General features: G+C 61.1%; 21 protein-coding genes. 13 read left to right on the top strand and 8 right to left on the bottom strand.

What is annotated here, in order from left to right; genetic code table 11:
* Positions 1–43: 43 nt before the first annotated feature.
* The 3 genes from O3S81_RS16240 to O3S81_RS16230 all read right to left on the bottom strand — a co-directional run bounded on the left by O3S81_RS16240 (position 44) and on the right by O3S81_RS16230 (position 3,162).
* Positions 44–877 carry an aldo/keto reductase gene (locus O3S81_RS16240; RefSeq protein WP_269344760.1) on the bottom strand — a complete coding sequence of 278 codons (834 nt, stop codon included), beginning with the start codon at positions 875–877 and terminating at the stop codon, positions 44–46.
* A gap of 14 nt (positions 878–891) precedes the next feature.
* Entirely contained in the window at positions 892–1,917 is a 1,026-nt protein-coding gene (locus O3S81_RS16235; protein WP_269344758.1) for an LLM class oxidoreductase, read from the bottom strand.
* Between the two features lie 63 nt (positions 1,918–1,980).
* A complete protein-coding gene (locus tag O3S81_RS16230) occupies positions 1,981–3,162 on the bottom strand; it encodes an MFS transporter (RefSeq protein WP_269344756.1) in 1,182 nt (393 codons plus the stop codon).
* A 155-nt stretch (positions 3,163–3,317) separates the two neighbouring features.
* Between O3S81_RS16230 and O3S81_RS16225 the strand changes: the two genes are divergently transcribed.
* Both O3S81_RS16225 and O3S81_RS16220 read left to right on the top strand, forming a co-directional pair.
* Positions 3,318–4,226 carry a LysR substrate-binding domain-containing protein gene (locus tag O3S81_RS16225; protein ID WP_269344754.1) on the top strand — a complete coding sequence of 303 codons (909 nt, stop codon included), beginning with the start codon at positions 3,318–3,320 and terminating at the stop codon, positions 4,224–4,226.
* Positions 4,227–4,304: 78 nt separating this feature from the next.
* Positions 4,305–5,429 carry a zinc-dependent alcohol dehydrogenase family protein gene (locus O3S81_RS16220; RefSeq protein WP_269344752.1) on the top strand — a complete coding sequence of 375 codons (1,125 nt, stop codon included), beginning with the start codon at positions 4,305–4,307 and terminating at the stop codon, positions 5,427–5,429.
* Positions 5,430–5,452: 23 nt separating this feature from the next.
* Here O3S81_RS16220 and O3S81_RS16215 read toward each other — a convergent pair whose 3' ends face one another.
* Positions 5,453–6,352 carry a LysR family transcriptional regulator gene (locus O3S81_RS16215; protein WP_269344750.1) on the bottom strand — a complete coding sequence of 300 codons (900 nt, stop codon included), beginning with the start codon at positions 6,350–6,352 and terminating at the stop codon, positions 5,453–5,455.
* Between the two features lie 190 nt (positions 6,353–6,542).
* Here O3S81_RS16215 and O3S81_RS16210 point away from each other — a divergent pair, with 190 nt between their 5' ends.
* The 3 genes from O3S81_RS16210 to O3S81_RS16200 all read left to right on the top strand — a co-directional run bounded on the left by O3S81_RS16210 (position 6,543) and on the right by O3S81_RS16200 (position 8,554).
* Entirely contained in the window at positions 6,543–7,235 is a 693-nt protein-coding gene (locus O3S81_RS16210) for a type 1 glutamine amidotransferase domain-containing protein (RefSeq protein ID WP_269344748.1), read from the top strand.
* A gap of 80 nt (positions 7,236–7,315) precedes the next feature.
* Positions 7,316–8,155, top strand: coding sequence for a type 1 glutamine amidotransferase domain-containing protein (locus O3S81_RS16205; protein WP_269344747.1), 840 nt, complete (start codon positions 7,316–7,318; stop codon positions 8,153–8,155).
* 102 nt (positions 8,156–8,257) lie between these two features.
* A complete protein-coding gene (locus O3S81_RS16200) occupies positions 8,258–8,554 on the top strand; it encodes a putative quinol monooxygenase (RefSeq protein ID WP_269344745.1) in 297 nt (98 codons plus the stop codon).
* A gap of 112 nt (positions 8,555–8,666) precedes the next feature.
* On the opposite strand, the gene O3S81_RS16195 is transcribed toward O3S81_RS16200, so the two are convergent.
* Together O3S81_RS16195 and O3S81_RS16190 are read right to left on the bottom strand one after the other, a co-directional pair.
* On the bottom strand, positions 8,667–11,762 hold the full coding sequence (locus O3S81_RS16195; protein WP_269344743.1) for a multidrug efflux RND transporter permease subunit: 3,096 nt from the start codon (positions 11,760–11,762) through the stop codon (positions 8,667–8,669).
* A gap of 14 nt (positions 11,763–11,776) precedes the next feature.
* Positions 11,777–12,952, bottom strand: coding sequence for an efflux RND transporter periplasmic adaptor subunit (locus O3S81_RS16190; RefSeq protein ID WP_269344742.1), 1,176 nt, complete (start codon positions 12,950–12,952; stop codon positions 11,777–11,779).
* Between the two features lie 157 nt (positions 12,953–13,109).
* Here O3S81_RS16190 and O3S81_RS16185 point away from each other — a divergent pair, with 157 nt between their 5' ends.
* The 4 genes from O3S81_RS16185 to O3S81_RS16170 all read left to right on the top strand — a co-directional run bounded on the left by O3S81_RS16185 (position 13,110) and on the right by O3S81_RS16170 (position 17,214).
* Complete coding sequence (locus O3S81_RS16185) at positions 13,110–13,799, top strand: response regulator (RefSeq protein WP_269344739.1); 690 nt, start codon at positions 13,110–13,112, stop codon at positions 13,797–13,799.
* 35 nt (positions 13,800–13,834) lie between these two features.
* Complete coding sequence (locus tag O3S81_RS16180; RefSeq protein ID WP_269344737.1) at positions 13,835–14,851, top strand: ATP-binding protein; 1,017 nt, start codon at positions 13,835–13,837, stop codon at positions 14,849–14,851.
* 184 nt (positions 14,852–15,035) lie between these two features.
* Positions 15,036–16,574 carry an MFS transporter gene (locus O3S81_RS16175; RefSeq protein WP_269344736.1) on the top strand — a complete coding sequence of 513 codons (1,539 nt, stop codon included), beginning with the start codon at positions 15,036–15,038 and terminating at the stop codon, positions 16,572–16,574.
* A 67-nt stretch (positions 16,575–16,641) separates the two neighbouring features.
* The gene (locus O3S81_RS16170; RefSeq protein ID WP_269344735.1) at positions 16,642–17,214 is read left to right on the top strand and encodes a cytochrome b; all 573 of its coding nucleotides are present in this window, start codon (positions 16,642–16,644) and stop codon (positions 17,212–17,214) included.
* 120 nt (positions 17,215–17,334) lie between these two features.
* Here the strand turns inward: O3S81_RS16170 and O3S81_RS16165 are convergent, their stop codons facing one another.
* Together O3S81_RS16165 and O3S81_RS16160 are read right to left on the bottom strand one after the other, a co-directional pair.
* Positions 17,335–17,940 carry a nucleotidyltransferase domain-containing protein gene (locus tag O3S81_RS16165; RefSeq protein WP_269344733.1) on the bottom strand — a complete coding sequence of 202 codons (606 nt, stop codon included), beginning with the start codon at positions 17,938–17,940 and terminating at the stop codon, positions 17,335–17,337.
* A gap of 69 nt (positions 17,941–18,009) precedes the next feature.
* Entirely contained in the window at positions 18,010–19,356 is a 1,347-nt protein-coding gene (locus O3S81_RS16160) for an aminotransferase-like domain-containing protein (RefSeq protein ID WP_269344731.1), read from the bottom strand.
* Between the two features lie 136 nt (positions 19,357–19,492).
* Here O3S81_RS16160 and O3S81_RS16155 point away from each other — a divergent pair, with 136 nt between their 5' ends.
* The 4 genes from O3S81_RS16155 to O3S81_RS16140 are packed head-to-tail and all read left to right on the top strand — an operon-like array spanning position 19,493 to position 22,084.
* Positions 19,493–19,897: a VOC family protein gene (locus O3S81_RS16155; RefSeq protein WP_269344729.1), complete on the top strand. Its 405-nt coding sequence runs from the start codon at positions 19,493–19,495 to the stop codon at positions 19,895–19,897.
* A 34-nt stretch (positions 19,898–19,931) separates the two neighbouring features.
* Positions 19,932–20,555 (top strand): LysE family translocator, encoded by a 624-nt coding sequence (locus tag O3S81_RS16150; RefSeq protein ID WP_269344727.1) that lies wholly within the window; start codon positions 19,932–19,934, stop codon positions 20,553–20,555.
* A gap of 60 nt (positions 20,556–20,615) precedes the next feature.
* Entirely contained in the window at positions 20,616–21,461 is an 846-nt protein-coding gene (locus tag O3S81_RS16145; protein ID WP_269344724.1) for a PhzF family phenazine biosynthesis protein, read from the top strand.
* A 26-nt stretch (positions 21,462–21,487) separates the two neighbouring features.
* The gene (locus O3S81_RS16140) at positions 21,488–22,084 is read left to right on the top strand and encodes an NUDIX domain-containing protein (RefSeq protein WP_269344722.1); all 597 of its coding nucleotides are present in this window, start codon (positions 21,488–21,490) and stop codon (positions 22,082–22,084) included.
* Positions 22,085–22,228: the final 144 nt, after the last annotated feature.

Here is a 22,228-nt window from a genome sequence, read left to right as displayed (position 1 = left end):
GAACAGATGAAGGGAGAGGCGTAACGCCCCTCCCCTGCGGATATCAGGCAGCCTTGTCCCAGACCGGCGCGAGGCCGTCGGGCGATACGATGCGGCCACCCGGAACAGCCAGAGCATGGATGGCGGCCATTTCATCAGCAGAGAGTGCGAAGTCGAAAATCGCAAAGTTCTCGACAGCGCGGGCCTCGCCAACCGTTTTGGACAGCGCGATGACGCCTTCCTGCTGAACAAGCCAGCGCAGAACCACCTGCGCGACCGACTTGCCGTGCCTTGCGCCGATGTCCTTGAGGACGGCGTCGTTGAAGACCTTGCCGTCGGCCATGCCATAATAGCCGGTGATCGACATGCCGGCCTTCTTCGCCGCGGCGATGACGACGTCCTGGTTGATGTAGGGATGGTATTCGATTTGGTTGGTGACGATCGGGGCCTTGGAGAGCTTGACCGATTCAGCCATCAATTCAGTGTTGAAGTTGGAAATGCCGATATGGCGAACCTTGCCGGCTTCCTTCACCTCGTTCAGCGCGCCGATCTGCTCGGCAAGTGAAACCGCTTCATTCGGCCAGTGCAGCAGAAGCAGATCGACATAATCGGTCTTCAGCTTCTTCAGGCTCTCATCGACGGATTTGATGAAGGCGTCATGCCCGTAGTTCTCGACCCAGACCTTGGTGGTCAGGAAGATATCGCCGCGGGCGACGCCGGAATTGGCGATGGCTTCGCCGACTTCCGCTTCATTGCCATAAATCTGCGCGGTATCCACATGGCGGAAACCGGCCTTCAGCGCATGCGGAACGATCCTGAGAACATCGGGACCGGGCATGCGGAAGGTGCCGAAGCCGAGGGCCGGAATGGTGGCGCCATTGGCGGTTACGTTGTGCATTGGTTTCTCCTTGGTTATTCCGCAGCGGTCTTCGCCGGGGAGGATTGGCGGTTGAGGACAGGCAGGACATCGCGCGACAATTCGTCGATCACCTCATTGAGCGGCCGCCGCGAAGGCCGCAGCAGAAGTGCGAGATGATCGACGCCGGCGTCTTCCAGCGCATTGAGATGGTCGATGAAGGCGTTGCGCCCTAGCCGCGCACCGAAACGGCGCGGTGTCGGTCGCTCGTCCGGGTCATCGGCGAGATCGAGATGGAAAGCGCTGACAAAGGCGCCGCGCTGCAGGCCGAGACCTTTACGGGTAGCGGTCCAATCACGCGCCTGGGCGGCGAGCCGCTCCAGCCCGTTGGGATAGACGAACCGCCCTTCCATATTGGCGGCGATCCAGTCCGGTGACTGTTGGCCCTGCCCGGCAATGATCATCGGAATCTGCGACTGCTGCGGCTTCGGCAGCAGATCGAGGCTCGGTTCGATCCGGCCGTCGCCGAGCGGCAGACCACCGGTCTTCCAGGCATCGCGCAGATAGGAGACGGCACCACGAAACGCTTCGCCGCGGCCCTCGAAATCGAGACCGAGCAGCGGATATTCCACCGGCCGGTCGCCGGAGGCGACGCCGAGGATCAGGCGACCTCCCGACAGCCGGTCGACGGAGGCGGCAGCCTTGGCGACCATCATCGGGTGACGTAGCGGCAGGACGATGGCCGCCGTGCCGAGCGCCACGTTTTCGGTGATACCGGCGAGGTAGCCGAGATTGACGAAGGGATCATAGACCGAACCGGCATCGCCGAAATTATTCGGATCGAAGACCGGCACGTCGCGCATCCACACGGCGGCGAAACCGGAGCGGTCGACCTGGCGGATGAGAGCGGGATAGCGGGTGAGATCGGGAACGCCGAAGGGACGGCCTTGCCGGGCGCGCTGTTCTTCCCGCTCCGGTGCCCAGTCATTGTCGAGCGGCAGTTCGATGCCGAGCGTCAGGCCACCAGCAGGTTTGCGAATGAGGTCAAGCGCGGAAGAATGGCCTGTGTATGAAGGGGACATCAGAATTCTCCGGAATAAATCGGGTGGGGTCGGCCCGGCGCATATACGCCGGGCCTTCAGGCATCAGGCGGCCTTCAGCACGGGGGCCGCGCGGCGGTCGAGTGCACCGCTCCAGATGGTCAGCAGCAGGGCGACGGCGACGAGGATGGCACCAACCCACGGGGTTGATACGAGGCCCAGCGGCGATTCAACGACCAGACCGCCAAGCCATGCACCGATGGCAATGCCGAGGTTGAAGGCGGCGATGTTCAGCGCCGAGGCGACATCGACGGCACCCGGACGGTGTTCCTTGGCGAGCTGCACGACATAAAGCTGCAGGCCCGGGACGTTGGCAAAGGACAGGAAGCCGAGTGCCACCAGCGTGATGAGGGTCAGGACCGGCGAGACGGCCGTGAAGGAAAAGACGAGCAACACGATGGCTTGCGCCAGGAAGAGGCCGATCAATGCCTTTACCGGGTTGTGGTTGGCGATCTTGCCACCGCCGATATTACCGGCTGCAATGGCGATGCCATAGAGCACGAGGATCAGGCTGACGCTGGATTCGGAGAAGCCGGTGACATCCTGAAGGATCGGCGCCAGGAAGGTGAAGGCGACGAAGGTGCCACCATAGCCGAGCGCCGTCATGGCGAAAACGATGAGCAGGCGGCCGGAACCGAGCACGCGGACCTGATCGAGAATGCTCGCCGGAGGGGCTTTTTTCAGCGTGTTCGGCAACAGGGCGGCAATGCCGGCAAGGGCGACGATGCCGAGAGCGGCCACGGCCCAGAAGGTCGCGCGCCAGCCGAAGACCTGGCCGATATAGGTGCCGAGCGGCACGCCGGTGACGATGGCGACGGTCAACCCCATGAACATCATGGCGATGGCGGAGGCGCGACGGTTTTCCGGCACGAGATCGGCGGCGATGGTGGAGCCCACCGAGAAGAAGACGCCGTGGGCGAAGGCCGCAAGGACGCGGGCGACGAGCAGAATCTCATAGCTCGGCGACAGGGCCGCGACGGTGTTGCCGACGATGAACAGGGCCATCAGGCCAAGCAGCAGCGGCTTTCTTTCAATCTTGCCGGTGAGCGCCGTCAGGATCGGCGCGCCGAAGGTGACGCCGAGCGCGTAGACGCTGACGATGAGGCCGGCAAGCGGCAGGGTGATGTGGAGGTCGTTCGCCACCGTCGGCAGAAGGCCGACAATGACGAATTCCGTTGTTCCGATCGCATAGGCCGCGATCGTCAAGGCGAAGATGGCTAGGGGCATGACAGGTTCCTCTCCGCTCACCGCCCGGGTGAGGGTTGCAGGGACAGCGTCGCTGTCGGTTGGAATTGCTGTGATGCAATATGGTCGAAGAGGGCTTGTGTGATAATCGACACTATTGGATAAATAGCTTTGAATTGAATTCACAGGACGGGCACATGGACAATCGCACCGGCGAAATGGAAGTGTTTGTGAGCGCTGCGGAATTGCAGAGTTTTTCGGCGGCGGGGCGGCGCCTGAAACTCTCGCCATCGGCCGTCAGTAAGCTTGTTACCCGCATCGAGGACCGGCTCGGAACCCGCCTGCTCGTCCGTTCCACCCGCATGATGACGCTGACGCCGGAGGGAGAGGTCTATCTGGCACGGGCCCGGAGAATTCTGGCCGATATCGCCGAGACGGAGCAGATCGTGGCGGCGGGCGGAAAACTGGTGCCGAGGGGATTGTTGCGGGTGAATGCTTCCGTTGGCTTCGGCGAACGGTATCTCCTCCCGCTCGTACCGGCCTTTCTGGAACTCTATCCCGAAGTCCAGCTCGATATCTCGCTGACCGATGGCATCATTGGCCTGATCGAGGAGCGGACGGATATCGCCATCCGCTCCGGGGCCATGGATGACTCGTCCCTGAAAGCCAGGAAACTTCTCGACAGCCGGCGGGTCATCATCGCCTCTCCGGCTTACCTCGAACGGCATGGCATACCGAAAACACCGGCCGATCTTTCAGCCCATAATTGCTTCAGTTTCAATTTCCGGCGCAGCCTCAATGAATGGCCGTTCCGCAATCCCGGATCGACGGAAATCTACCGCCTGCCGGTATCCGGCAACAGCTCCGTCAACAGCGGCATGATCATGCGCCGGCTCTGTCTTGCCGGCAGCGGTCTCGGCCGCGTGGGCCAGTTCCATGTCCAGCCCGATATCGATGCCGGGACGCTCGTGCCGGTGCTGGAGGACTACAATCCCGAAGACATCGAAGAAATCCATGCCGTCTTCGCCGGACATGAGCACCTTGCGACCCGCATCCGCGCATTCATAGACTTCCTCGCCGAACATGTCGGCAGGGACCGGGTATAGCGGTTGATGGAATTGCGCGTGCTATCAATGCCGTGGAAAGATGGCATTGATGAACGACTATATGTGGAGGGAGAAAGAATGCAGGTCAAAGCCGCGATATTGCGAGAGATGAATATCTCTCGCCCTTACGCCACCAGCAAACCGCTTGCGATCGAAGAAATCGAGCTTGCTCCGCCCGGGCCCGGCGAAGTCCTCGTCCGCATCCGTGCCGCGGGCCTCTGCCATTCCGATCTTTCCGTCATCAACGGAGACCGGCCCCGCCCGATGCCGATGGCGCTCGGGCATGAAGCGGCCGGCGTCGTCGAGGCGCTGGGAGAAGGCGTGCGCGATCTTGAGCGCGGCGATCATGTGGTCATGGTCTTCATGCCAAGTTGTGGCCATTGCCTGCCCTGCGCGGAAGGCAGGCCCGCTTTGTGCGAACCGGGCGCCGCCGCCAATGCCGCAGGCAGGCTGCTGGGTGGCGCCACCCGCCTGAACTATCATGGTCAGGCCGTCCATCATCACCTTGGTGTATCGGCTTTCGCCGAATATGCCGTCGTGTCGCGCAATTCACTGGTCAGGATCGAACGGGACCTGCCCTTTGTCGAGGCAGCACTTTTCGGCTGCGCGGTTCTGACGGGCGTCGGCGCCGTGGTAAATACGGCCAGGGTCAGGGCCGGCTCGACCGCCGTCGTCATCGGGCTTGGCGGTGTTGGCCTTGCCGCAGTTCTCGGTGCGCGGGCGGCAGGTGCCAGCAAGATTGTCGCCGTCGATCTTTCCGAAGAAAAGCTTGCGCTTGCCGGCGAACTTGGCGCGACCGCCGTCGTGAACGGGCGCGATGAGGATGCCGTGGAACAGGTTCGCGAAATCACCTCCGGCGGTGCCGACTATGCCTTCGAGATGGCCGGTTCCATTCGCGCCCTCGAAAACGCCTTCAGGATGACCCGTCGCGGCGGCACAACCATTACTGCCGGCCTGCCGCCGCCGGGTGCGGCCCTGCCGGTCAATGTCGTCCAACTGGTCGGTGAGGAGCGGACGCTCAAGGGCAGCTATATCGGCACCTGCGTGCCTCTCCGGGATATTCCGCGCTTCATCGCCCTTTATCGCGATGGCCGCTTGCCGGTGAACCGCCTTCTGAGCGGGAGACTGAAACTCGAAGACATCAATGAAGGGTTCGACCGCCTGCACGACGGAAGCGCCGTTCGGCAAGTCATCGAATTCTGAACCGGCAGCACAGCCGTTCGCGATTATCTCTCCACGAGAAAGTCGATGAGCGCACGTGTCGCGGCCGACAGGCGCCGGTGCGGGGCAAAGATCAGCGAAAAAGGCCGGGAACGGCCCTGCGCATGGTCCAGCACCTCGACAAGACGCCCCTCTTTGACGCGGTCGCGAACGATGAAATCATAGGTCTGGCAGATGCCAAGACCGCTTTCGGCCAGGGACACGACACCCAGCACATCGTCAAACACACGGATGCGGCCGGGTGGCGTCCAGTCCAGATCGCGGCCCTCGACACGAAACAGCCACGGCGCGCAGCGCCCCGTGCTCGGCATCACGAAAGGCAGACACTGGTGTTTAGCCAGGTCTTCGACATGCAGGGGCATGCCCGCCCGTTCGAGATAATGCGGGGCGGCGACAAGACGTAACGGCGCGTCCTCCAGTTTGCGCGCCACCAGCCCGCTGTCGGGCAAGGGACCGAGGCGGATAGCCAGATCGTAACCTTCCGCCACCAGATCGACATTGCGATTGGTGATGCTCAATTCGATCTGGACTTCAGGATAGGCCTGCATGAAACGCTCCAGCATGGCAGGCAGCCGGTAATGGCCATAGGTCGTCGGCACGCTGATACGGACATGGCCCGTCAATGAGGCGCCCGTCGGCCCCTGAATTGCCCGTTCCGCATCGTCGATCATCGAAAATGCCGCGCGTGCCTGTTCGAGATAGGCCCGGCCTTCATCCGTCAAACTCAGGCGCCGTGTGGTTCGCCGCATCAGCTGCGCGCCAAGCCGGGTTTCCAGACGGGTGATCGCCCTGCTGAGAACCGATGCCGTCGTCGCAAGCGCAACGGCTGCCTCCGTCATCGAACCTTTTTCCGCAACGATGATGAATGCCTCCACGTCGCCGAGATGATCAAACCGCCGCCCCATTTTGGTCCCTTGCGAATAAGTCAGCTTCCCTTGGGCAAGTCTTATCCCCGATCATCGCGCCAACAAAGAGATTTCATCCATCTGAGAACAAATGAATTCCCCGAAGGCCCATTTATCCACTCAACAGGCTTCAATACATTTACCTCATCAAATGCGATCCAGTCTCATCCTCTGATGTCAGGAGCAATTCATGACAAGCGCAATTCAGCCTATCAAACCGGTTCTCTTCGTCCTCACCAGCCACGGCACCAAGGGCGAGACGGGTGAACCCACCGGCTTCTACCTTGGTGAAGTCACCCACCCGCTCGCGGTCCTCGATGCCGCTGGCATCCCGGTCGAATTCGCCTCGATCGATGGCGGCGAACCGCCGATCGACGGCCTCGACCTCAATGACCCCAACAATGCGCATTACTGGAACAGCGAGGGCTTCCGCCACGCCATCCGCAACACGTCGCGCCTTGCCGATCTTGACCCGGAAAATTACGCGGCGATCTTTTTCGCCGGCGGGCACGGCGCAATGTGGGACTTTCCGACAAGCCCGGCCGTCAACAGCCTCACCCGTGGCATTTACGAGGCGGGCGGCGTTGTCGCTGCTGTTTGCCACGGCCCGGCGGCCCTGGTGAATGTCACGCTGAGCAACGGCGCCCATCTCGTCGCCGGCAAGAATGTCGCCGCCTTCACCGATGACGAGGAACGGGCCGTCAAGCTGGACAAGACCGTTCCCTTCCTGCTGGCCAGCACGCTCACCGCGCGCGGTGCACATCATCATCCGGCCGCCGACTGGACGGCGAAGGTCGTTGTCGACGGAAGGCTGGTCACGGGCCAGAACCCGCAATCGGCGACCGGCGTCGGCGAAGCCTTGCGTGACCTCCTGACCGCCTGAACGGCATCACCACACCACGAATAACATATCAGCGCTCCCCGCCCATGCGGGGCAGGGAGTGCCCATGTCTGGAGAAAAACATGAAACCCATCCGCACCTTCGCCCTCGCCCTTGCTCTTGGAACCGCCGCATTCAGCGCACAGGCAGCCAATGTCCTGGTCGTCCTGTCGGATTCAGACCGTCTCGATCTCAAGGACGGCAAGGTTTTCGAGACTGGCTTTTATCTCAACGAACTGATGCAGCCGGTAAAGGCGCTGCTGGACGCCGGCCACGACATTACTTTCGCCACACCGAAGGGAAGCGCCCCTGCTCTCGATAAATCCTCGGTGGACAAGATGCATTTCGGTGGCGACGTTGCCGCCATGGAAGAAAGCAGTGCGCTGCTCGAAAAGCTCAACCTGACCTCGAAGGAAAAATCGCCGGTCGTCAGCCTCGCCCGCGTCGAACAGATCGGTTACGACCATTTCGATGCCGTTTATGTGCCGGGCGGCCATGCCCCGATGCAGGATCTTCTGGTCAGCTCGGAACTGGGCAAGCTCCTGACCGACTTCCATACCAAGGGCAAGACAACCGCGCTCGCCTGCCACGGCCCGATCGCGCTGCTCTCTGCCCTTCCAGACGCCGAGGGCTTCACCACGAAGCTTGAGACAAGCGGTTCGGCGAAAGCTGACGGCTGGATTTACGCAGGCTATAAGATGACCGTCATCAGCAATGAGGAAGAGGGTCTCGCCAAGGGCCTGCTGAATGGCGGCGAAATGAAATTCTACCCGCAGACGGCACTGGAAGCGGCCGGAGCCAATTTCAGCAGCAACCAGACGCCGTTCACCTCACACATCGTGACCGACCGCGAGCTGATTACCGGCCAGAACCCCGCTTCCGCCCCGGCGGTCGCCCAGGAGCTGCTGAAGCGCCTGAAATAAGCCTGCCCGTTCCGGCTCCATGCGATAACCAGCGCCGCTCCCGATCCGGAGCGGCGCCTCGATATCATTCATCCCGAAATTCAGCAGCCCGACAGGACAAAAATGACCAGCAGCTTCAAAGTCATGGCCCGCGTCATGATAACGCCCGGCAGGGAAGGCGCATTCGAGAAATATGCGACGGAACTATCCCTCGCCACGGGGGCCGAAGAGGGATGCCTCTCCTATCGTCTCCATCGCAACCTCAACCAGAAGGGCGTTTACGTCTTCATCGAGGAGTGGGCGTCCCCTCAACTGTGGGAACGGCACATGTCCGGCGACGCCATCCGTCTTTTCAATACGCAACTGCCGCCGGGAACGATTGCCCACATCGAGATCCATCTACTCGAACAGATCGCCTGATGCGACATGGATACGGCTCTCATCGCAACGCCCCTCGCCCGGAGGCCGAGAGCCGAACCGGGCGCGGGCCTCGCGGATTTGCCCGATCCATCTCTCAAGAGCGGCCCGCCCCCTAAGCCCGGCTGCGCGCGGCGGACCAAAGCCGTGCCACCATGATGTAGAAGACAGGAACGAAAAACACTGCGAGAAGCGTTGCCGAGATCATCCCCCCGAAAAGCCCGGTTCCAATGGCATTCTGTGTCTCGGAGCTTGCGCCTTTGGCGATCACCAGCGGCACGATGCCAAGGGTGAAGGCAAGTGAGGTCATGACGATGGGACGCAGGCGTAACCGCGAGGCTTCGATGACCGCGTCGGCGACAGCCTGTCCGTCCTGCTGGCGTTTGCGGGCGAATTCAACGATCAACACCGCATTCTTGGCCGAAAGCCCGATCAGGGTGATCAGTCCGACCTTGAAGAAAACATCGTTTTCCAGCCCCCGCAGGTGAACGGCAACGACGGCGCCGACAATGCCGAGCGGGACGACAAGCATGACCGACAACGGCACCGTCCAGCTTTCATACAATGCCGCCAGCACCAGAAAAACGATCAGGAACGAAAAGGCCATCAGCAACGGTGCCTGTGCTCCCGACTGACGCTCCTGGAGCGATTGCCCCGTCCATTCGAGCGCAAATCCTTTCGGAAGCTTCGAGGCGAGACGTTCCATCTCCTCCATCGCCTTGCCGCTTGATACGCCGGGGGCCGCGGAGCCGGAAATGCTGGTGGAGGGATATCCATTGTAGCGTGTGAACTGCAGCGGAATTGTCGACCACTTCGGCGTAACGATTTCCGAGAGGCGAACCATCTTGCCGGCATCGTTTCTGACATGGAGGTTCAGGACGTCATCCACCTGCATGCGGCTTGCAGCCTCGGCCTGGACGATCACCTGCTGCAACCGGCCATCGCGTGGAAAATCATTGACATAGGTCGAGCCCACGGCACCGCCCAGCGTGTCGCTGATCGTCGCATAGGAAACACCGAGCGCACCGGCCTTCTGGCGGTCGATTTTCAACGCCACGCTGGGGCCGCTCGGGAGACCGTCGACTCGGACGTCTTTTAGAAACCTGCTCCCGGCAGCCAGTTGGGTAAGCTCGGTCGCAGCCGCGTTCAGGGCCTCCGCTCCGCGATTGGCGCGGTCCTGAAGGCGCAGGGCAAAGCCGGACGTGCTGCCCAATTCGTCGATGGCAGGCGGTTTCAGGCTGAATATCTGCCCTTCATCGGCTGCCGACATGGCTGTGGTCGCGGCGGCGACTTCTTCATCGACGCCGGTCTTGCGTGTGCCCCATTCCTTCAGCGTGGTAAAGGACATCGCCGTATTGGGCCCCGAGCCGGAAAAGCCGAACCCCATGATGGTCAGGTTGTTGTCGATGTCAGGGCGCGTTCTGACATGGTTTTCGAAGAGATCCACGACCGCACGCGTGCGCTCGGCGGTGGCGTCCGCCGGCAGGGTGAAGGATGTCATGAAGGATCCCTGATCCTCGTCCGGAACGAAGGCGGTGGCGAGCGTGCCGTATCCATAGGCCACTGCACCCACAATGGCCCCGTAAACCAGGGTGACACATCCGGTTTTGCGGATGAGGATTGTCACCCAGCCGGCGTAACGCCCGGTCAGGCGATCGAAACCGCGATTGAACCAGCCAAAGAAGCCTTTGCGATGGTGGTGATCCTCTTTTACCGGCTTGAGCAGGGTCGCGCAAAGCGCAGGCGTGAGGCTGAGCGCCAGAAAGGCTGAAAACAGGATCGAAACCGCCATGGACACCGTGAACTGGCGATAGATCGCACCCACGGAGCCACTCGCCATGCCCATGGGAAGGAAGACGGCGGTCAGGACAAGGGTGATGCCGATCACCGCCCCGGTGATTTCCGTCATCGCCTTGCGGGTTGCCTCGCGCGGTGAAAGCCCTTCGGTCGCCATGAGGCGCTCGACGTTTTCGACGACCACTATGGCGTCGTCGACGATGATGCCGATGGCGAGCACCATGCCGAACATGGTCAATGCGTTGATTGAATAGCCGATCGCCAACATGACCGCGAAGGTTCCGAGAAGGGCGATGGGGGCGACGATCTCCGGAATGAGCGTGTATCGAATGTTCTGCAGGAACAACAGCATGATCAGGAATACGAGGCCCATGGCCTCCAGAAGCGTCTGGACGACCTTCTGGATTGAAACCTTCACGAAGGGTGCCGTGTCGTAAGAAATGGCATATTCCATTCCGGCGGGCATGGTGGTCGACAGTTCCGCCAGACGCTCCCTTACGCCGCTGGATGTGTTGACTGCATTCGCGCCCGGCGCAAGCTGGATTGCGGCGGCCGTTGCAGGCTTGCCGCCATCGAGAATGGAGAAGCTCGACGTCTGCGATCCGACCTCGATTTTTGCCACATCCCCCAGTGTCAGCTTCGACCCGTCGGGATTGGAGCGCAGGATGACCTCAGCAAACTCCTCCGGCGTCTGCAACTGGCCGGAGACGCTGAGCGGAACGCTGACCTTCTGGCCTGGAAGAGCGGGCGCCTCGCCAAGCCGGCCGGGCGTAACCTGAACATTCTGCGACTGAATGGCCTGCGTGACCTCCGCCATCGAAATGGAATAGGAAACGAGACGCGCAGGGTCCAGCCAGATGCGCATCGCCGCCTCGGAGCCGAAAGACTGGACACGGCCGACGCCCGTTACGCGCTTCAGTTCAGGCGCGATGTTGCGGACGAGATAGTCGTCCAGCGCCAGTGCGTCGAGCGTACCGTCTGCGGACTTGAGAGAAACGATCATCAAGAAGCCGGCGGAAGCGGCTTCAACGGTCAGGCCGGCACGGCGCACCTGCTCGGGCAACCGCGGCTCCACCGCCTTCAACCGGTTTTGAACATCGACCTGCGCAAGCTCCAGATCGGTGCCGGGCTTGAACGTGGCGGTTATCGTGGCGCTTCCAGAGCTGTCCGCCGATGAATCGAAGTAGAGAATGTTCTTCGCGCTCGACAGTTCCCGTTCGATCAGGCTCGTGACGCTGTCATTGATTGTCTGCGGCGTCGCCCCCGTATAGGTGGCGTAGATGGAAACGCTGGGCGGTGCGATGACGGGAAACCGCGAGACGGGAAGCTGCGGGATAGAAATCACGCCGGCGATCACGATAAGGATGGCTATGACCCAGGCGAAAACCGGCCTGTTGATGAAGAACTGCGGCATTGGTCATCCGCTCCTTAGCTTTTAATGTCATTGGTGAGAGGCTGGCTCCGGGATGTTTCCAGCCGCAGGCCCGGCTGGACGCGATCCTGCCCCAGCACGACGATTGTTTCCCCGCCGGAAAGCCCGCGCGTGACCATGTACCTGCCGTTCACCAGCGCTCCCACCTCTATGGTCCGGCGGTTACCGGTCTGGTCGGCGTCCACCACGACGATCTGCGGCCGCCCGGACGGATCACGGATGACGGCTTCCTGCGGCACCATCAGCGCGTCGGCATAGATCGCGCGCGGAACCATCGCCCGGATGTACATCCCCGGCAGCAATTGTTTCTGAGGGTTGGGAACCAGAATACGGATACCGAGGCTGCCGGTGGCGACATCAACGGATGTATCGGCAAACAGCACCTTTCCGGCATACGGGTAGGGATTGCCGGCAATGGTCAGGATTTTGACCGGCAAGCCTTCCGGGTCCGCAATGCCGGATTCGGACGCCATGTCATGGAGCAGTTCCAGGCTCATGGCCGACTGGCGCACATCCACATACACCTGATCGATCTGGTAAATGACGGCGAGCGGCGAGGTTGCCGCGGACGAGACCAACCCGCCCTCGCTCATGAAGGACTGACCGATCACGCCTTCGATGGGGCTGCGGATCGTCGCATAGGACAATTCGAGTTTCCGCCTGGCCAGATTGGCCTTGGCTTCCGCAACGCTTGCCTTTGCCTGGGCCAGCGCCGCCGTGGCATTGTTGAATGATTCCGCACTCGCGATTTTCTGCGATGAAAGCAATCCGGCGCGATCGAATTTTACCTGTGCGTTCAAGAACTCGGCTTCTGTGCGGGCCAGCACGGCCGCCGCGGCATCCGCATCAGCTGAAAACGGGGCCGGGTCGATCTGGAAAAGGGATGTATCCGCCGCGACGAAGCTTCCTTCCTTGAAAAGCTTCTTCTGAATGATGCCGCCGACCTGGGCACGGATTTCCGCAGTGCGATAGGCGGAAACGCGCCCCGGCAGTTCGTCATAGACGGTTACGCTTTCAGGCTGGACCGACATGACGCTGACGCGCGCTGGCTGCGCCTGTTCGGCGTCGGTTCCTTCGCGGCCGGATTGGTCTTCGCTGCAGGCGGACAGCAAGAAGGCCGAAAACAGCAGCGCGCCGAGTGTCACAGGGCGCGGGAGGCATCGCATAGGCATTGTTCATCCATTTAAAAAACAGGCTTCGGGTGCCTACCGTTAAGGCCTCTGGATGTGGCTTATGTGGACGCCGTGTTGCGGTTCTGTGGAGGCGCGCGGTCGGCGCTCGACTGCGGATGCGTTCGATGGCATTGATGGGTCAAGGAGCTTAAAGATCATGGCAGCATTGGTTTTGATCGCCGAGGATGACGTTCAAATTGCCGAAATCCTTCAGGCCTATCTGATCAGGGAAGGATTTCGAACCGTTCACGCCCGTGACGGCAAGGTGGCGCTGGACCTGCATCGGTCCCTGAAGCCGGATATCGTCCTGGCGGATGTGACGATGCCGCGGCTTGATGGCTGGGAAGTCCTCGCGGAAATTCAAAGGCGCGGGCATACACCGGTCATCATGATCACCGCTCTCGATCAGGATGTCGACCGGCTGCAGGCATTGCGGATCGGCGCGGACGACTACATCGTGAAACCATTCAATCCGATTGAGGTCGTGGCCCGCGCCAAGGCGGTGTTGCGGCGGGCGGGCCTCAGCCAGGCCGGACCGATGATACGGGTCGGAGATTTGACACTTGATCTCGACAGCTATCAGGCGCGCATCGAAAAGGATGGCGTTGCAACCCCGCTTTCCCTGACCCTGACCGAGTTCAGGCTGCTTGTGCATCTTGCCAGAACGCCCAGCAAGGCGTTTACGCGCGGCGAACTGGTCGATGCCTGCCTCCCGGGTTCCGACGCGCTCGACCGTACCGTGGACAGCCACCTCAGCAAGTTGCGCAAGAAACTCGAACAATCGGGCGGTGAAGGCATGCTCGTCAGCATACGCGGCATCGGTTACCGGCTCGCGGTCGAGCCATGATGCTGAAGGGCCTCAGCCGACAGATTCTGCTTGCAATGTCTGCGATGACCGTCATCGCCGGTCTCGTCGTATTCTTCGGCACCTATATCGCCTTCAGCATCATATTCTATTTCTATCCCTGGTCGGAATCGACGGACAATTGGTTGACGGGCGTCGACTTCATCATCCTGTCGGTGCTGATCTTCATCGCCCTCATCGTCGCGGCAATCGCATCGGTAAGGCTGGCCCGGCGCATTCTGGAGCCGCTGGAATCCCTTGCTTCAAGCGCGAGGCGCATCAAGGATGGCGATCTGTCCGCGCGCGCGTCTCCCGGAGATCACTCGCTTGGAGAGACCGCACATCTCGTCGGAGACTTCAACGCCATGGCGCAACGCCTTCAGGACATGGCGGCCGATATGCAGCTATGGAATGCTACGATCGCCCACGAATTGCGCACGCCGCTGACGATTTTGAAAGGCCGTCTGCAAGGCATTATCGATGGCGTGTTCGATCCTGACGAAACGTCGTTGCAGGCACTCGTTCTGCAGGTGGATTCGCTTGCCAGACTTGTGGAGGATCTGAGAACCGTGACGCTCGCCGATAGCGGTCGCCTCGACCTCCAGATCGAGCCGGTGCGGCTCGGGGAAGAGATAAGCAAGCTGGCGATGGTCATGGAGCCTTCGCTGAAGAGTGAAGGTTTCGAACTCCGGCTCAACCTTTGCGATGTGACGGTGCGTGTCGATGCAATGCGCATCCGCCAGGCGCTTCTGGCACTTGTGACCAATGCCCGCCGTTATGCGGTGCGAGGCGCGATCGACATAACGCTTTCCGTCGAGAATGATGTGGCCATCATTCGCGTCATTGATGAGGGCCCCGGACTTGGGAGCGATATCGCCCCATGGGCTTTCGAACCCTTCCAGAGGGGAACGCAATCGGGTTTGCAGGGAGGAAACGGATTGGGCCTTTCCGTCGTCCGTGCGATCGTCCAGGCACATGACGGAAAGATCCGGTATGCGCCTTCGGAAAAGGCAGGCGCCATGTTCGAGATATCGCTCGGGCAGCCGATCCCGTGACAGCCAGGGAAGACGGCACCGAACCGCAGCCTTCCTTCGCCTCCATATATCCTCCACATTCCCTCCATCAAAATGCAAAGCCGGGCCGGTAAGAGCGAAAGGTGGAACAGATCATCGCCCGCCCGCAGATGGGTGGTCGCGATATCCGCAATCCGGCAAATATGCGTAATTACTGGTGAAAAAAATGACGGTCTCCCTCGACCCGAATGGTGTCCCCTCTCCCGCACAGTTGCAGAAGCGAAGATGGCTGATCCTTTTTGCGGTCATGCTCGCTTTCCTGCCCGTTGTTCTCGACATGACGATCCTCCATATCGCCGTGCCGTCGCTGACCCTGGCCTTGCAGGCATCGACAACGGAGGTGCTTTGGATCATCGATATCTATTCCCTGCTCATGGCCGGCCTGCTCGTGCCCATGGGAACGCTTGCCGATCGTATCGGCCACCGCAAACTGCTGCTGTGCGGCCTCGCGATTTTCGGAATGGCCTCGATCGTGGCGGCTTTTTCGGTGACGCCCGAAATGTTGATCGGCGGACGGATTCTGCTCGCCTTCGGTGCTGCGATGATCATGCCCTGCGTTCTCGGCATCATCCGGCGTACATTCGAGGACCCGGGCGAACGGGCCATGGCGCTGGGGCTTTGGGGAACGGTCGGAGCGGCGGGCGCCGCCGTCGGTCCGCTCGTGGGCGGTGCTCTGCTGGAGCATTTCTGGTGGGGTTCCGTTTTCCTGATCAACGTGCCGGTATTGCTTCTGATCTTTCCGGTCATCGCCTTTGCCCTGCCGCGAAAAGAGCATCACGCTCCGGGTCGATGGCAGATCGGCCAGGCCATGTTGCTGATTGTCGGCATTATCGGATTGGTCTTTGCCGCAAAATCCGGATTCGGCGGCAAGGAGCCGCTCTGGGTCATTGTTCTTGCCCTGGCTGTCGGCGCCGCGGCTCTCCTTTTGTTCGTCAGAAGTCAACGTGCTGTCGCGGAACCCATGCTCGATATGTCCCTGTTTTCACGGCCCGCCATCGTGACGGGCGTCGGCATGGCGATCGTGACCGCCGGGGCGCTTGCCGGTGTGGAACTGACGCTCGCGCAGGAACTCCAGTTCGTCCTTGGCAAATCCCCGCTTGACGCAGGTCTTTTCATGCTGCCGATCATGGTTGCGGCCGCCGCTGGCGGTCCGGTCGCCGGCTTTCTGTCAAATCGTTTCGGCCTCAGGGCAGTGGCGACGCTGTCCCTTTCGACCGCGGCCATTTCCCTTGTGGCGCTGGCGCAGTCCGATTTCCATCGGCCCGGCGTCCTCGTTCCGGTTTTGCTGGCAGTGCTGGGGTTGGCCTTGAGCATTGGCCTCACCGCCTCATCGATCGCCATCATGGGAGCGGTGGAGGCGGAAAAAGCTGCCGCGGCGGGCTCACTGGAAGCCACTGGCTATGAACTCGGTGCGGGCCTCGGCATCACCTTTTTCGGCGTGGCATTGTCGGCAATCTATGCCGGCGCGATGACTGCGCCCCCCGGCATTCCGGCCGAGCTTGTGGAAGCGGCAAGCCGGTCGATCGGAGATACCTATGTATTGGCCGGCAAGCTTCCCGACGATCTTGCCGCGTCGCTGGTGGCCGCCGGCAAGGACGCGTTTTCCAGGGCGCATGCCCTGCTTTTGACGGCGGCGGGCGCACTGATCGCCATTCTTTCGGCGGCAGTTTTCTTCGCCCTGAGGAATGCAAGGGCAAGCCATTGAGCCTCCCAGCCACAATTGACCCAGGTCTATCCAATCAGGATGGACGTTCATTACGGAGAATATTCGGATGTCAGATGTCACAATAAAGGGTTCTTCGGTGAGATATCCCTTGCCGATCCGCTGTCTGCACTGGGTAAGGGCCGCGCTGGTGATCGGCCTCATCGCCTCCGGCTGGTATATGACGCGCCTGCCGGAGAGCGACATGGCGACCGCCTCGTTTTTCTATCCCAACCACAAGCAGTTCGGCGTTCTGGTCTGGTTGCTTGCGCTCGTTCACCTTGCACTTCGCTGGCGCTACAGCAAAATCCTGCCCTCGACCCCGCCGGTTCTGGCGCCCTGGGAGAAAACTCTCTCACATGTGGTGCACCGGCTTCTGATCCTTTTGACCCTTCTCGTTCCGCTCCTCGGATACTCGCTTTCCAGCAGCTTCTCGCAGAGCGATGGTGTCCCCTTCTTCGTCATATCGCATCTGCCGGAACTGCTTCCCAAGAACGACAGCGCCTTCGTGGTTTTCCAGACGCTTCATCGATATGGCGCCTATAGCCTCCTGGTCCTGATCGCCCTTCATGTGCTGGGTTCGCTGAAGCACAGGCTGATGGACAAACATGGACCGACCGATGTCATCCCCCGGATGTTTTGACCTCGACCAACGATGCCTGGGATACAGGCCATAGTCGCGCGAAAATCCCTGTCCGATTCGACACCGTGCCCGGCCTTGCGAAGGCTCAAGGTGTTTTTCGCGCGCTTGTTTCCTGTCATCTCACACGAGTGCCCATTCGTGACCGGGATGCAGGAGATCAAGGCAATCCCTCAACCATCGGCGCTCCGATGGGGATAGTTTCGGGTGGGCATTCATGAAGTCTTCCTCATCCTTGGGGCGCCTGTGCTTCGCCTTGAACAGGAGCACGGCGGAGGGATTGAGGTAAGGGATACCATCTGCCGTCAACGACACCATCTCGATACGGGGCCCGGTAATTGCCGGGTCTCTTTTATAGACCCACATGTCATTCGTTCCGGGTTCGATCATCATGTCGGCGCGCCAGCACCCGGCAATGCGATCGAAACACCATATCTGGAAGATCTCCATCGCCGATTCCCGATCCGCCGGCAGCAGTTCGAGCACGCCGTCCTTGACGGTGTAGAATTCCATATCCTTCAGTTCATGCCGGAAAACGCCCAGATCCTCACGCAGGACCGCGAATTCCAGATCCTCATGTTCGCGCGTTTTCCTCCCGTGCCACAGATCGAGAGCCCAGCCGCCAACGACGCACCAGGGTCTCGATACGCCGCTCAGCCGCCGGGACAGCTCAGCAGGGCTCCAGGGCTCCCACGCATTCTCATCCGGTACGATCGGGTAACGGTTCATGGCTATACAGGCTCTCTTGTCTGGTTGTCTGTCTGATTGTCGTGCTGGTGGTTTTGCGTTTCGATGGCGTCACGCCAGCCGCCTCAGCAGCCCCGCAAGCGTGGTCAACGCCCCGGTCAGGTCATCGAATGCGGGGCCGCCGAGACAAAGCCGGATGCCGCTTGCCTGATCCTGCCTATCCACCATCATGGTGTCCGGAGGGGTCAACCTTATGCCGTTCGCTGCGGCGATGGATGTGAAGTGATTGGCGGCCTCGCGTTCCATCGGTAACCAGACATTGTATGCATCGGGGTGCGAGACAAGTTCGCTCGCACCCAGCAGGGAAACCGCAAGGCTGGAGCGTCGCCGCGCCTCATGGCGCAGATCGCGCTGGGTCGACGAGATGACGCCGGTCGTCAGCCAGTCCTCGACTACCGCGCAGGAGAGTGCCGAGGGAGCCATGGGCACATCCTGCAACAGGCGCTCCGCTGCATCCTTCCGTCCCGCCGGCAGCGCCAGCACGCCGATCTGCAAACCGGGGCCGAGCGACTTGGACAATCCATTCACATGAAACGAAATATCGGGAGCCAATGCCGCCAATGGGTAAAAATCCGGATCGGATGCCGCATAAACACCGTCCTCGATGATCGAGACGCCCGCCCGGCGACAAATATCCACAATGGCCTGCCGCCGCGCCATGCCCATCGTCGCGGTTGTCGGATTGTGCAATGTCGGCGTCAGATAGATCGCCCTGCCGCCGTGCGGTTCCACGCCCTTGAGCGCTTCGGCAAGCGCGTCCGGCACCATTCCCTCGGCATCGATCTCCACACCCTGCACCCGGCACCCTTTGCGCCGAAGAAGTGCGAGCGCGCCGGGATAGGTGATCCGCTCGGTCAGCAGCAGGCCATCCGGGCCACAGGCAAGATCGAAGGCCAATGCCAGCGCCTGGCGGGCGCCGCTCGTCAGCACCAGATGCGATGGATCAACGGGCAGACCCAGCGTTTCGAGCCAGCGGGCCAGCACGCGCCGATGTTCCACATGCCCGGCGGGCGGAGCGTAGAGATTAAAATGATCCGCATCGATCCTGCGCGCGATGCCGGTCAGCGTTTTTGCCAGAATGTGGGCGTTGAGCGTGGCGGGCGGCGCGTTGGACGAGAGGTCGATCTGCCGGTCGTTATGGGCTTCCTGAAGCGCAACGAATGTTCCCCGCCCCTTGACGCTGCGCGTCAGGCCGCGCCGTTCAAGCACGGCATAGGCCTTCGTCACCGTGCCGAGGCCCACGCCCAGTTTCCATGCGAGGTCGCGATGGGCGGGCAGACGGTCGCCGCCAGCCAGCCGCCCTTCGATAATGTCATCGGCAAGCGCAAACACCAGCCGTTCGGCGGCATTCGCCTCGATGTTTGCAAGGTGCGGGGTCCAGGGGGATTGCAGCAGCAAGGTCGCGGCCTCTTTAAAAGTGTCACGTTACACTATTTCAATAAACAGCAAGTGTAACATGAGCTATGAGGAAGCCAAATGAAATCCACATTTTACACCGCCTGTCGGCCACCACCGCTCGTGTATTGAGGTTTGAATGTTCAGCCATGTAACCGTTGGAACGCGTGATCTTCAGCGGGCGGGACGTTTCTATGATGCCCTGCTTGCGCCGCTTGGCATGATACGCCGGGCCATCACGCCCGATGGCGGGCCTGCGGCCCTTTGCTGGGTGACAGCGCACGCTCCATTGCCGCGGTTTTATGTCTATCATCCCTTCAATGGCGAAGCGGCAACGGCTGGCAATGGCGGCATGGTCGCCTTTCTGGCGCCATCGAAAGAAGCGGTGAGCGAGGCCCATGCCGGCGGTCTGGCTCACGGAGGAACGGACGAAGGCGGCCCCGGTCCGCGCCCGCACTATGGCGACGGCTATTTCGGCGCCTATCTGCGTGATCCCGATGGCAACAAGGTCCATATCGTCCATCGCGGCGATCTCCCGCATTAATGCGGAAAACGTCTGATTTCCGGAGAAAGCCCGAATGTTCGCCAGCCAGCTCGCCCTCGTCTACGGCACCTACCTCATTGCCACCGCCAGCCCGGGGCCGAGCAACATGGCAATCATGGCAACGGCGATGCGTGACGGGCGCCTGCCGGCCCTTGCTTTGGCAGCAGGCGTCATCACCGGTTCACTGTTCTGGGCGATCCTGACGGCGACCGGCCTGTCCGCCGTGCTCACCGCCTATGCCCAGGCGCTTTTCGTCATCAAGATCGTTGGTGGGGCATATTTGCTGTATCTGGCCTTCCGTGCCGGCAGATCAGCCCTCAAACCGGTCTCCGATTTTGCAGGGACGATCACGGAGCGCGCGGTGCCGCGCTATCGATCGCTCTATCGGCAGGGGCTTTTCATGCATATAGGCAACCCCAAGGCCATTCTGTCATGGATAGCCATCATGTCGCTCGGGTTTCGCGCGGACGCGCCTGCCGGCATGCTACCGGCGATCATCGGCGGCTGCGCCATTCTCGGCGTCACCGTGTTCGGTGGTTATGCCTTGCTTTTCTCGACCTCCTCGATGATCGCACTTTATACCAGATTACGGCGCTGGATCGAATCCGTGCTCTCTGCTGTCTTTGCGGTTGCGGGTCTCAAACTGCTTGTCTGGTAGAGCTAAAGGCCCACCCTCCGTCCGCGACCGCCCGTTGATCCGAACTGAAAGAACGATGTCATGACTTTTGCTATCCATATGATCGATGTGTTCGGCGCCGGGCCGCTTTCCGGCAATCCGCTGGCCGTCGTCACGGGCGCCGACAACCTGACGACCGATGAAATGCAGCGGCTAACGCGGTGGTTCAACCTGTCTGAAACCACATTTCTCTTGCCGCCCACCCATCCCAAGGCTGACTACCGGGTCCGAATATTTTCGCTCGACCGGGAAATGCCCTTTGCCGGGCACCCCACGCTGGGCAGTTGCCACGCCTGGCTGTCTGCCAACGGTTCACCCAAAAACGAAACGGGCATCATTCAGGAATGCGGTGCCGGGCTCGTTCCGATCCGGCGCGCGCATGGGCGGCTTTCCTTTGCCGCCCCGCCGCTTGTCCGTTCCGGTGCGCCGACACCGGCTGAGCTGGAAGAGGCACGGCAACTATTACGGATCGAGGCTCATGACGTCCTTGATGCCGCCTGGATCGATAATGGTCCCGGATGGCTGGGGATCAGGCTGGCATCGGCCGAAAAGGTGCTTTCCATCGATCCGGTTCGCAGCTGGCCCGGGCGCATTGATGTCGGTGTGGTTGGCCCCCACGCGGAAGGCGGCGAAGCTGCCTTTGAGGTTCGCGCCTTCTTCAGCGATCATCTGGGCGCCATCGCCGAAGATCCCGTTACCGGAAGCCTCAATGCCTCGCTGGCGCAATGGCTGTTTGCCACGGGCACGGTCGCGGCAGATTATGTCGCCGCTCAGGGGACACGTCTCGGCCGGCACGGCCGCGTTTACCTGAGCCGCGATGAGACCGGCGTAATATGGGTGGGTGGTGAAACACGCACACATGTCGAAGGCCGATTGCTCGGCCTTTGAAAGACAGATGAAAACGAGGTGACTTGATGAATGACAGTGTTTACCGCCCAATTGCCGAACGCGTGTTGGCGGATGATTGGGGCCGGCTGACCAAGTATGAATATGAACTCCGGCTGCGGGACGGAAGCTGGCAGAAGCAGACCCGGGAGGCCTATGACCGCGGCAACGGCGCGACATGCCTGCTTTACAATCCGGCAAACGGCCATGTCCTTTTGACCCGCCAGTTCCGATTGCCGGTTCTCTTGAATGGCGGTCTGGAATCACTGATCGAGACACCGGCAGGGCTGCTCGAAGGCGCAGAACCGGCGACGCGAATGCGTGCGGAACTGATGGAGGAGACCGGTTACGAGGTTTCCGAACTCACACACCTGTTCGATATCTATATGAGCCCCGGCTCGGTCACCGAATATCTCGCCTTTTTCCACGGCGAATATGCCGACACACACAAAGTGGGTGCAGGCGGCGGTTCCGCTGACGAGGGAGAAGATATCGATGTGCTCGAAATCCCCCTGCCGGAGGCGATGCGGATGATCGATCGTGGCGACATTCGCGATGCCAAGACGATCATTCTGCTCCAGCATCTTGCCATCCGGCTTTTACAGGAAAAGCACGGATCGCTCTGATCCCGGTCCACGGACATTGGCGGTTCGGGACAGGCATGGATCATATTCCCATGGCCGACCCGCAAAACCGTTTCCGGCCCGGCGCAGGCAGCGCCGGACCGACTCGATCATTGCTTTGAAGTTGCAAACCACCAAGGAGTTCCA

Origin of the sequence: Agrobacterium sp. SOY23 (genome assembly GCF_027212525.1) — a bacterium.
In the GTDB taxonomy this organism is placed as follows: domain Bacteria; phylum Pseudomonadota; class Alphaproteobacteria; order Rhizobiales; family Rhizobiaceae; genus Agrobacterium; species Agrobacterium tumefaciens_I.
This window is presented reverse-complemented; position numbering and strand designations above follow the sequence as displayed.

Excerpts from the sequence above, each read along its gene's own strand:
- O3S81_RS16225 (WP_269344754.1), top strand. The coding sequence starts at position 3,318 with ATGGACAATCGCACCGGCGAAATGGAAGTGTTTGTGAGCGCTGCGGAA.
- O3S81_RS16205 (WP_269344747.1), top strand. The coding sequence starts at position 7,316 with ATGAAACCCATCCGCACCTTCGCCCTCGCCCTTGCTCTTGGAACCGCC.
- O3S81_RS16230 (WP_269344756.1), bottom strand. The coding sequence starts at position 3,162 with ATGCCCCTAGCCATCTTCGCCTTGACGATCGCGGCCTATGCGATCGGA.
- O3S81_RS16215 (WP_269344750.1), bottom strand. The coding sequence starts at position 6,352 with ATGGGGCGGCGGTTTGATCATCTCGGCGACGTGGAGGCATTCATCATC.
- O3S81_RS16150 (WP_269344727.1), top strand. The coding sequence starts at position 19,932 with ATGTTCGCCAGCCAGCTCGCCCTCGTCTACGGCACCTACCTCATTGCC.
- O3S81_RS16195 (WP_269344743.1), bottom strand. The coding sequence starts at position 11,762 with ATGCCGCAGTTCTTCATCAACAGGCCGGTTTTCGCCTGGGTCATAGCC.
- O3S81_RS16185 (WP_269344739.1), top strand. The coding sequence starts at position 13,110 with ATGGCAGCATTGGTTTTGATCGCCGAGGATGACGTTCAAATTGCCGAA.
- O3S81_RS16220 (WP_269344752.1), top strand. The coding sequence starts at position 4,305 with ATGCAGGTCAAAGCCGCGATATTGCGAGAGATGAATATCTCTCGCCCT.
- O3S81_RS16200 (WP_269344745.1), top strand. The coding sequence starts at position 8,258 with ATGACCAGCAGCTTCAAAGTCATGGCCCGCGTCATGATAACGCCCGGC.
- O3S81_RS16235 (WP_269344758.1), bottom strand. The coding sequence starts at position 1,917 with ATGTCCCCTTCATACACAGGCCATTCTTCCGCGCTTGACCTCATTCGC.
- O3S81_RS16190 (WP_269344742.1), bottom strand. The coding sequence starts at position 12,952 with ATGCCTATGCGATGCCTCCCGCGCCCTGTGACACTCGGCGCGCTGCTG.
- O3S81_RS16165 (WP_269344733.1), bottom strand. The coding sequence starts at position 17,940 with ATGAACCGTTACCCGATCGTACCGGATGAGAATGCGTGGGAGCCCTGG.
- O3S81_RS16155 (WP_269344729.1), top strand. The coding sequence starts at position 19,493 with ATGTTCAGCCATGTAACCGTTGGAACGCGTGATCTTCAGCGGGCGGGA.
- O3S81_RS16210 (WP_269344748.1), top strand. The coding sequence starts at position 6,543 with ATGACAAGCGCAATTCAGCCTATCAAACCGGTTCTCTTCGTCCTCACC.
- O3S81_RS16175 (WP_269344736.1), top strand. The coding sequence starts at position 15,036 with ATGACGGTCTCCCTCGACCCGAATGGTGTCCCCTCTCCCGCACAGTTG.
- O3S81_RS16180 (WP_269344737.1), top strand. The coding sequence starts at position 13,835 with ATGTCTGCGATGACCGTCATCGCCGGTCTCGTCGTATTCTTCGGCACC.
- O3S81_RS16170 (WP_269344735.1), top strand. The coding sequence starts at position 16,642 with ATGTCAGATGTCACAATAAAGGGTTCTTCGGTGAGATATCCCTTGCCG.
- O3S81_RS16140 (WP_269344722.1), top strand. The coding sequence starts at position 21,488 with ATGAATGACAGTGTTTACCGCCCAATTGCCGAACGCGTGTTGGCGGAT.
- O3S81_RS16240 (WP_269344760.1), bottom strand. The coding sequence starts at position 877 with ATGCACAACGTAACCGCCAATGGCGCCACCATTCCGGCCCTCGGCTTC.
- O3S81_RS16145 (WP_269344724.1), top strand. The coding sequence starts at position 20,616 with ATGACTTTTGCTATCCATATGATCGATGTGTTCGGCGCCGGGCCGCTT.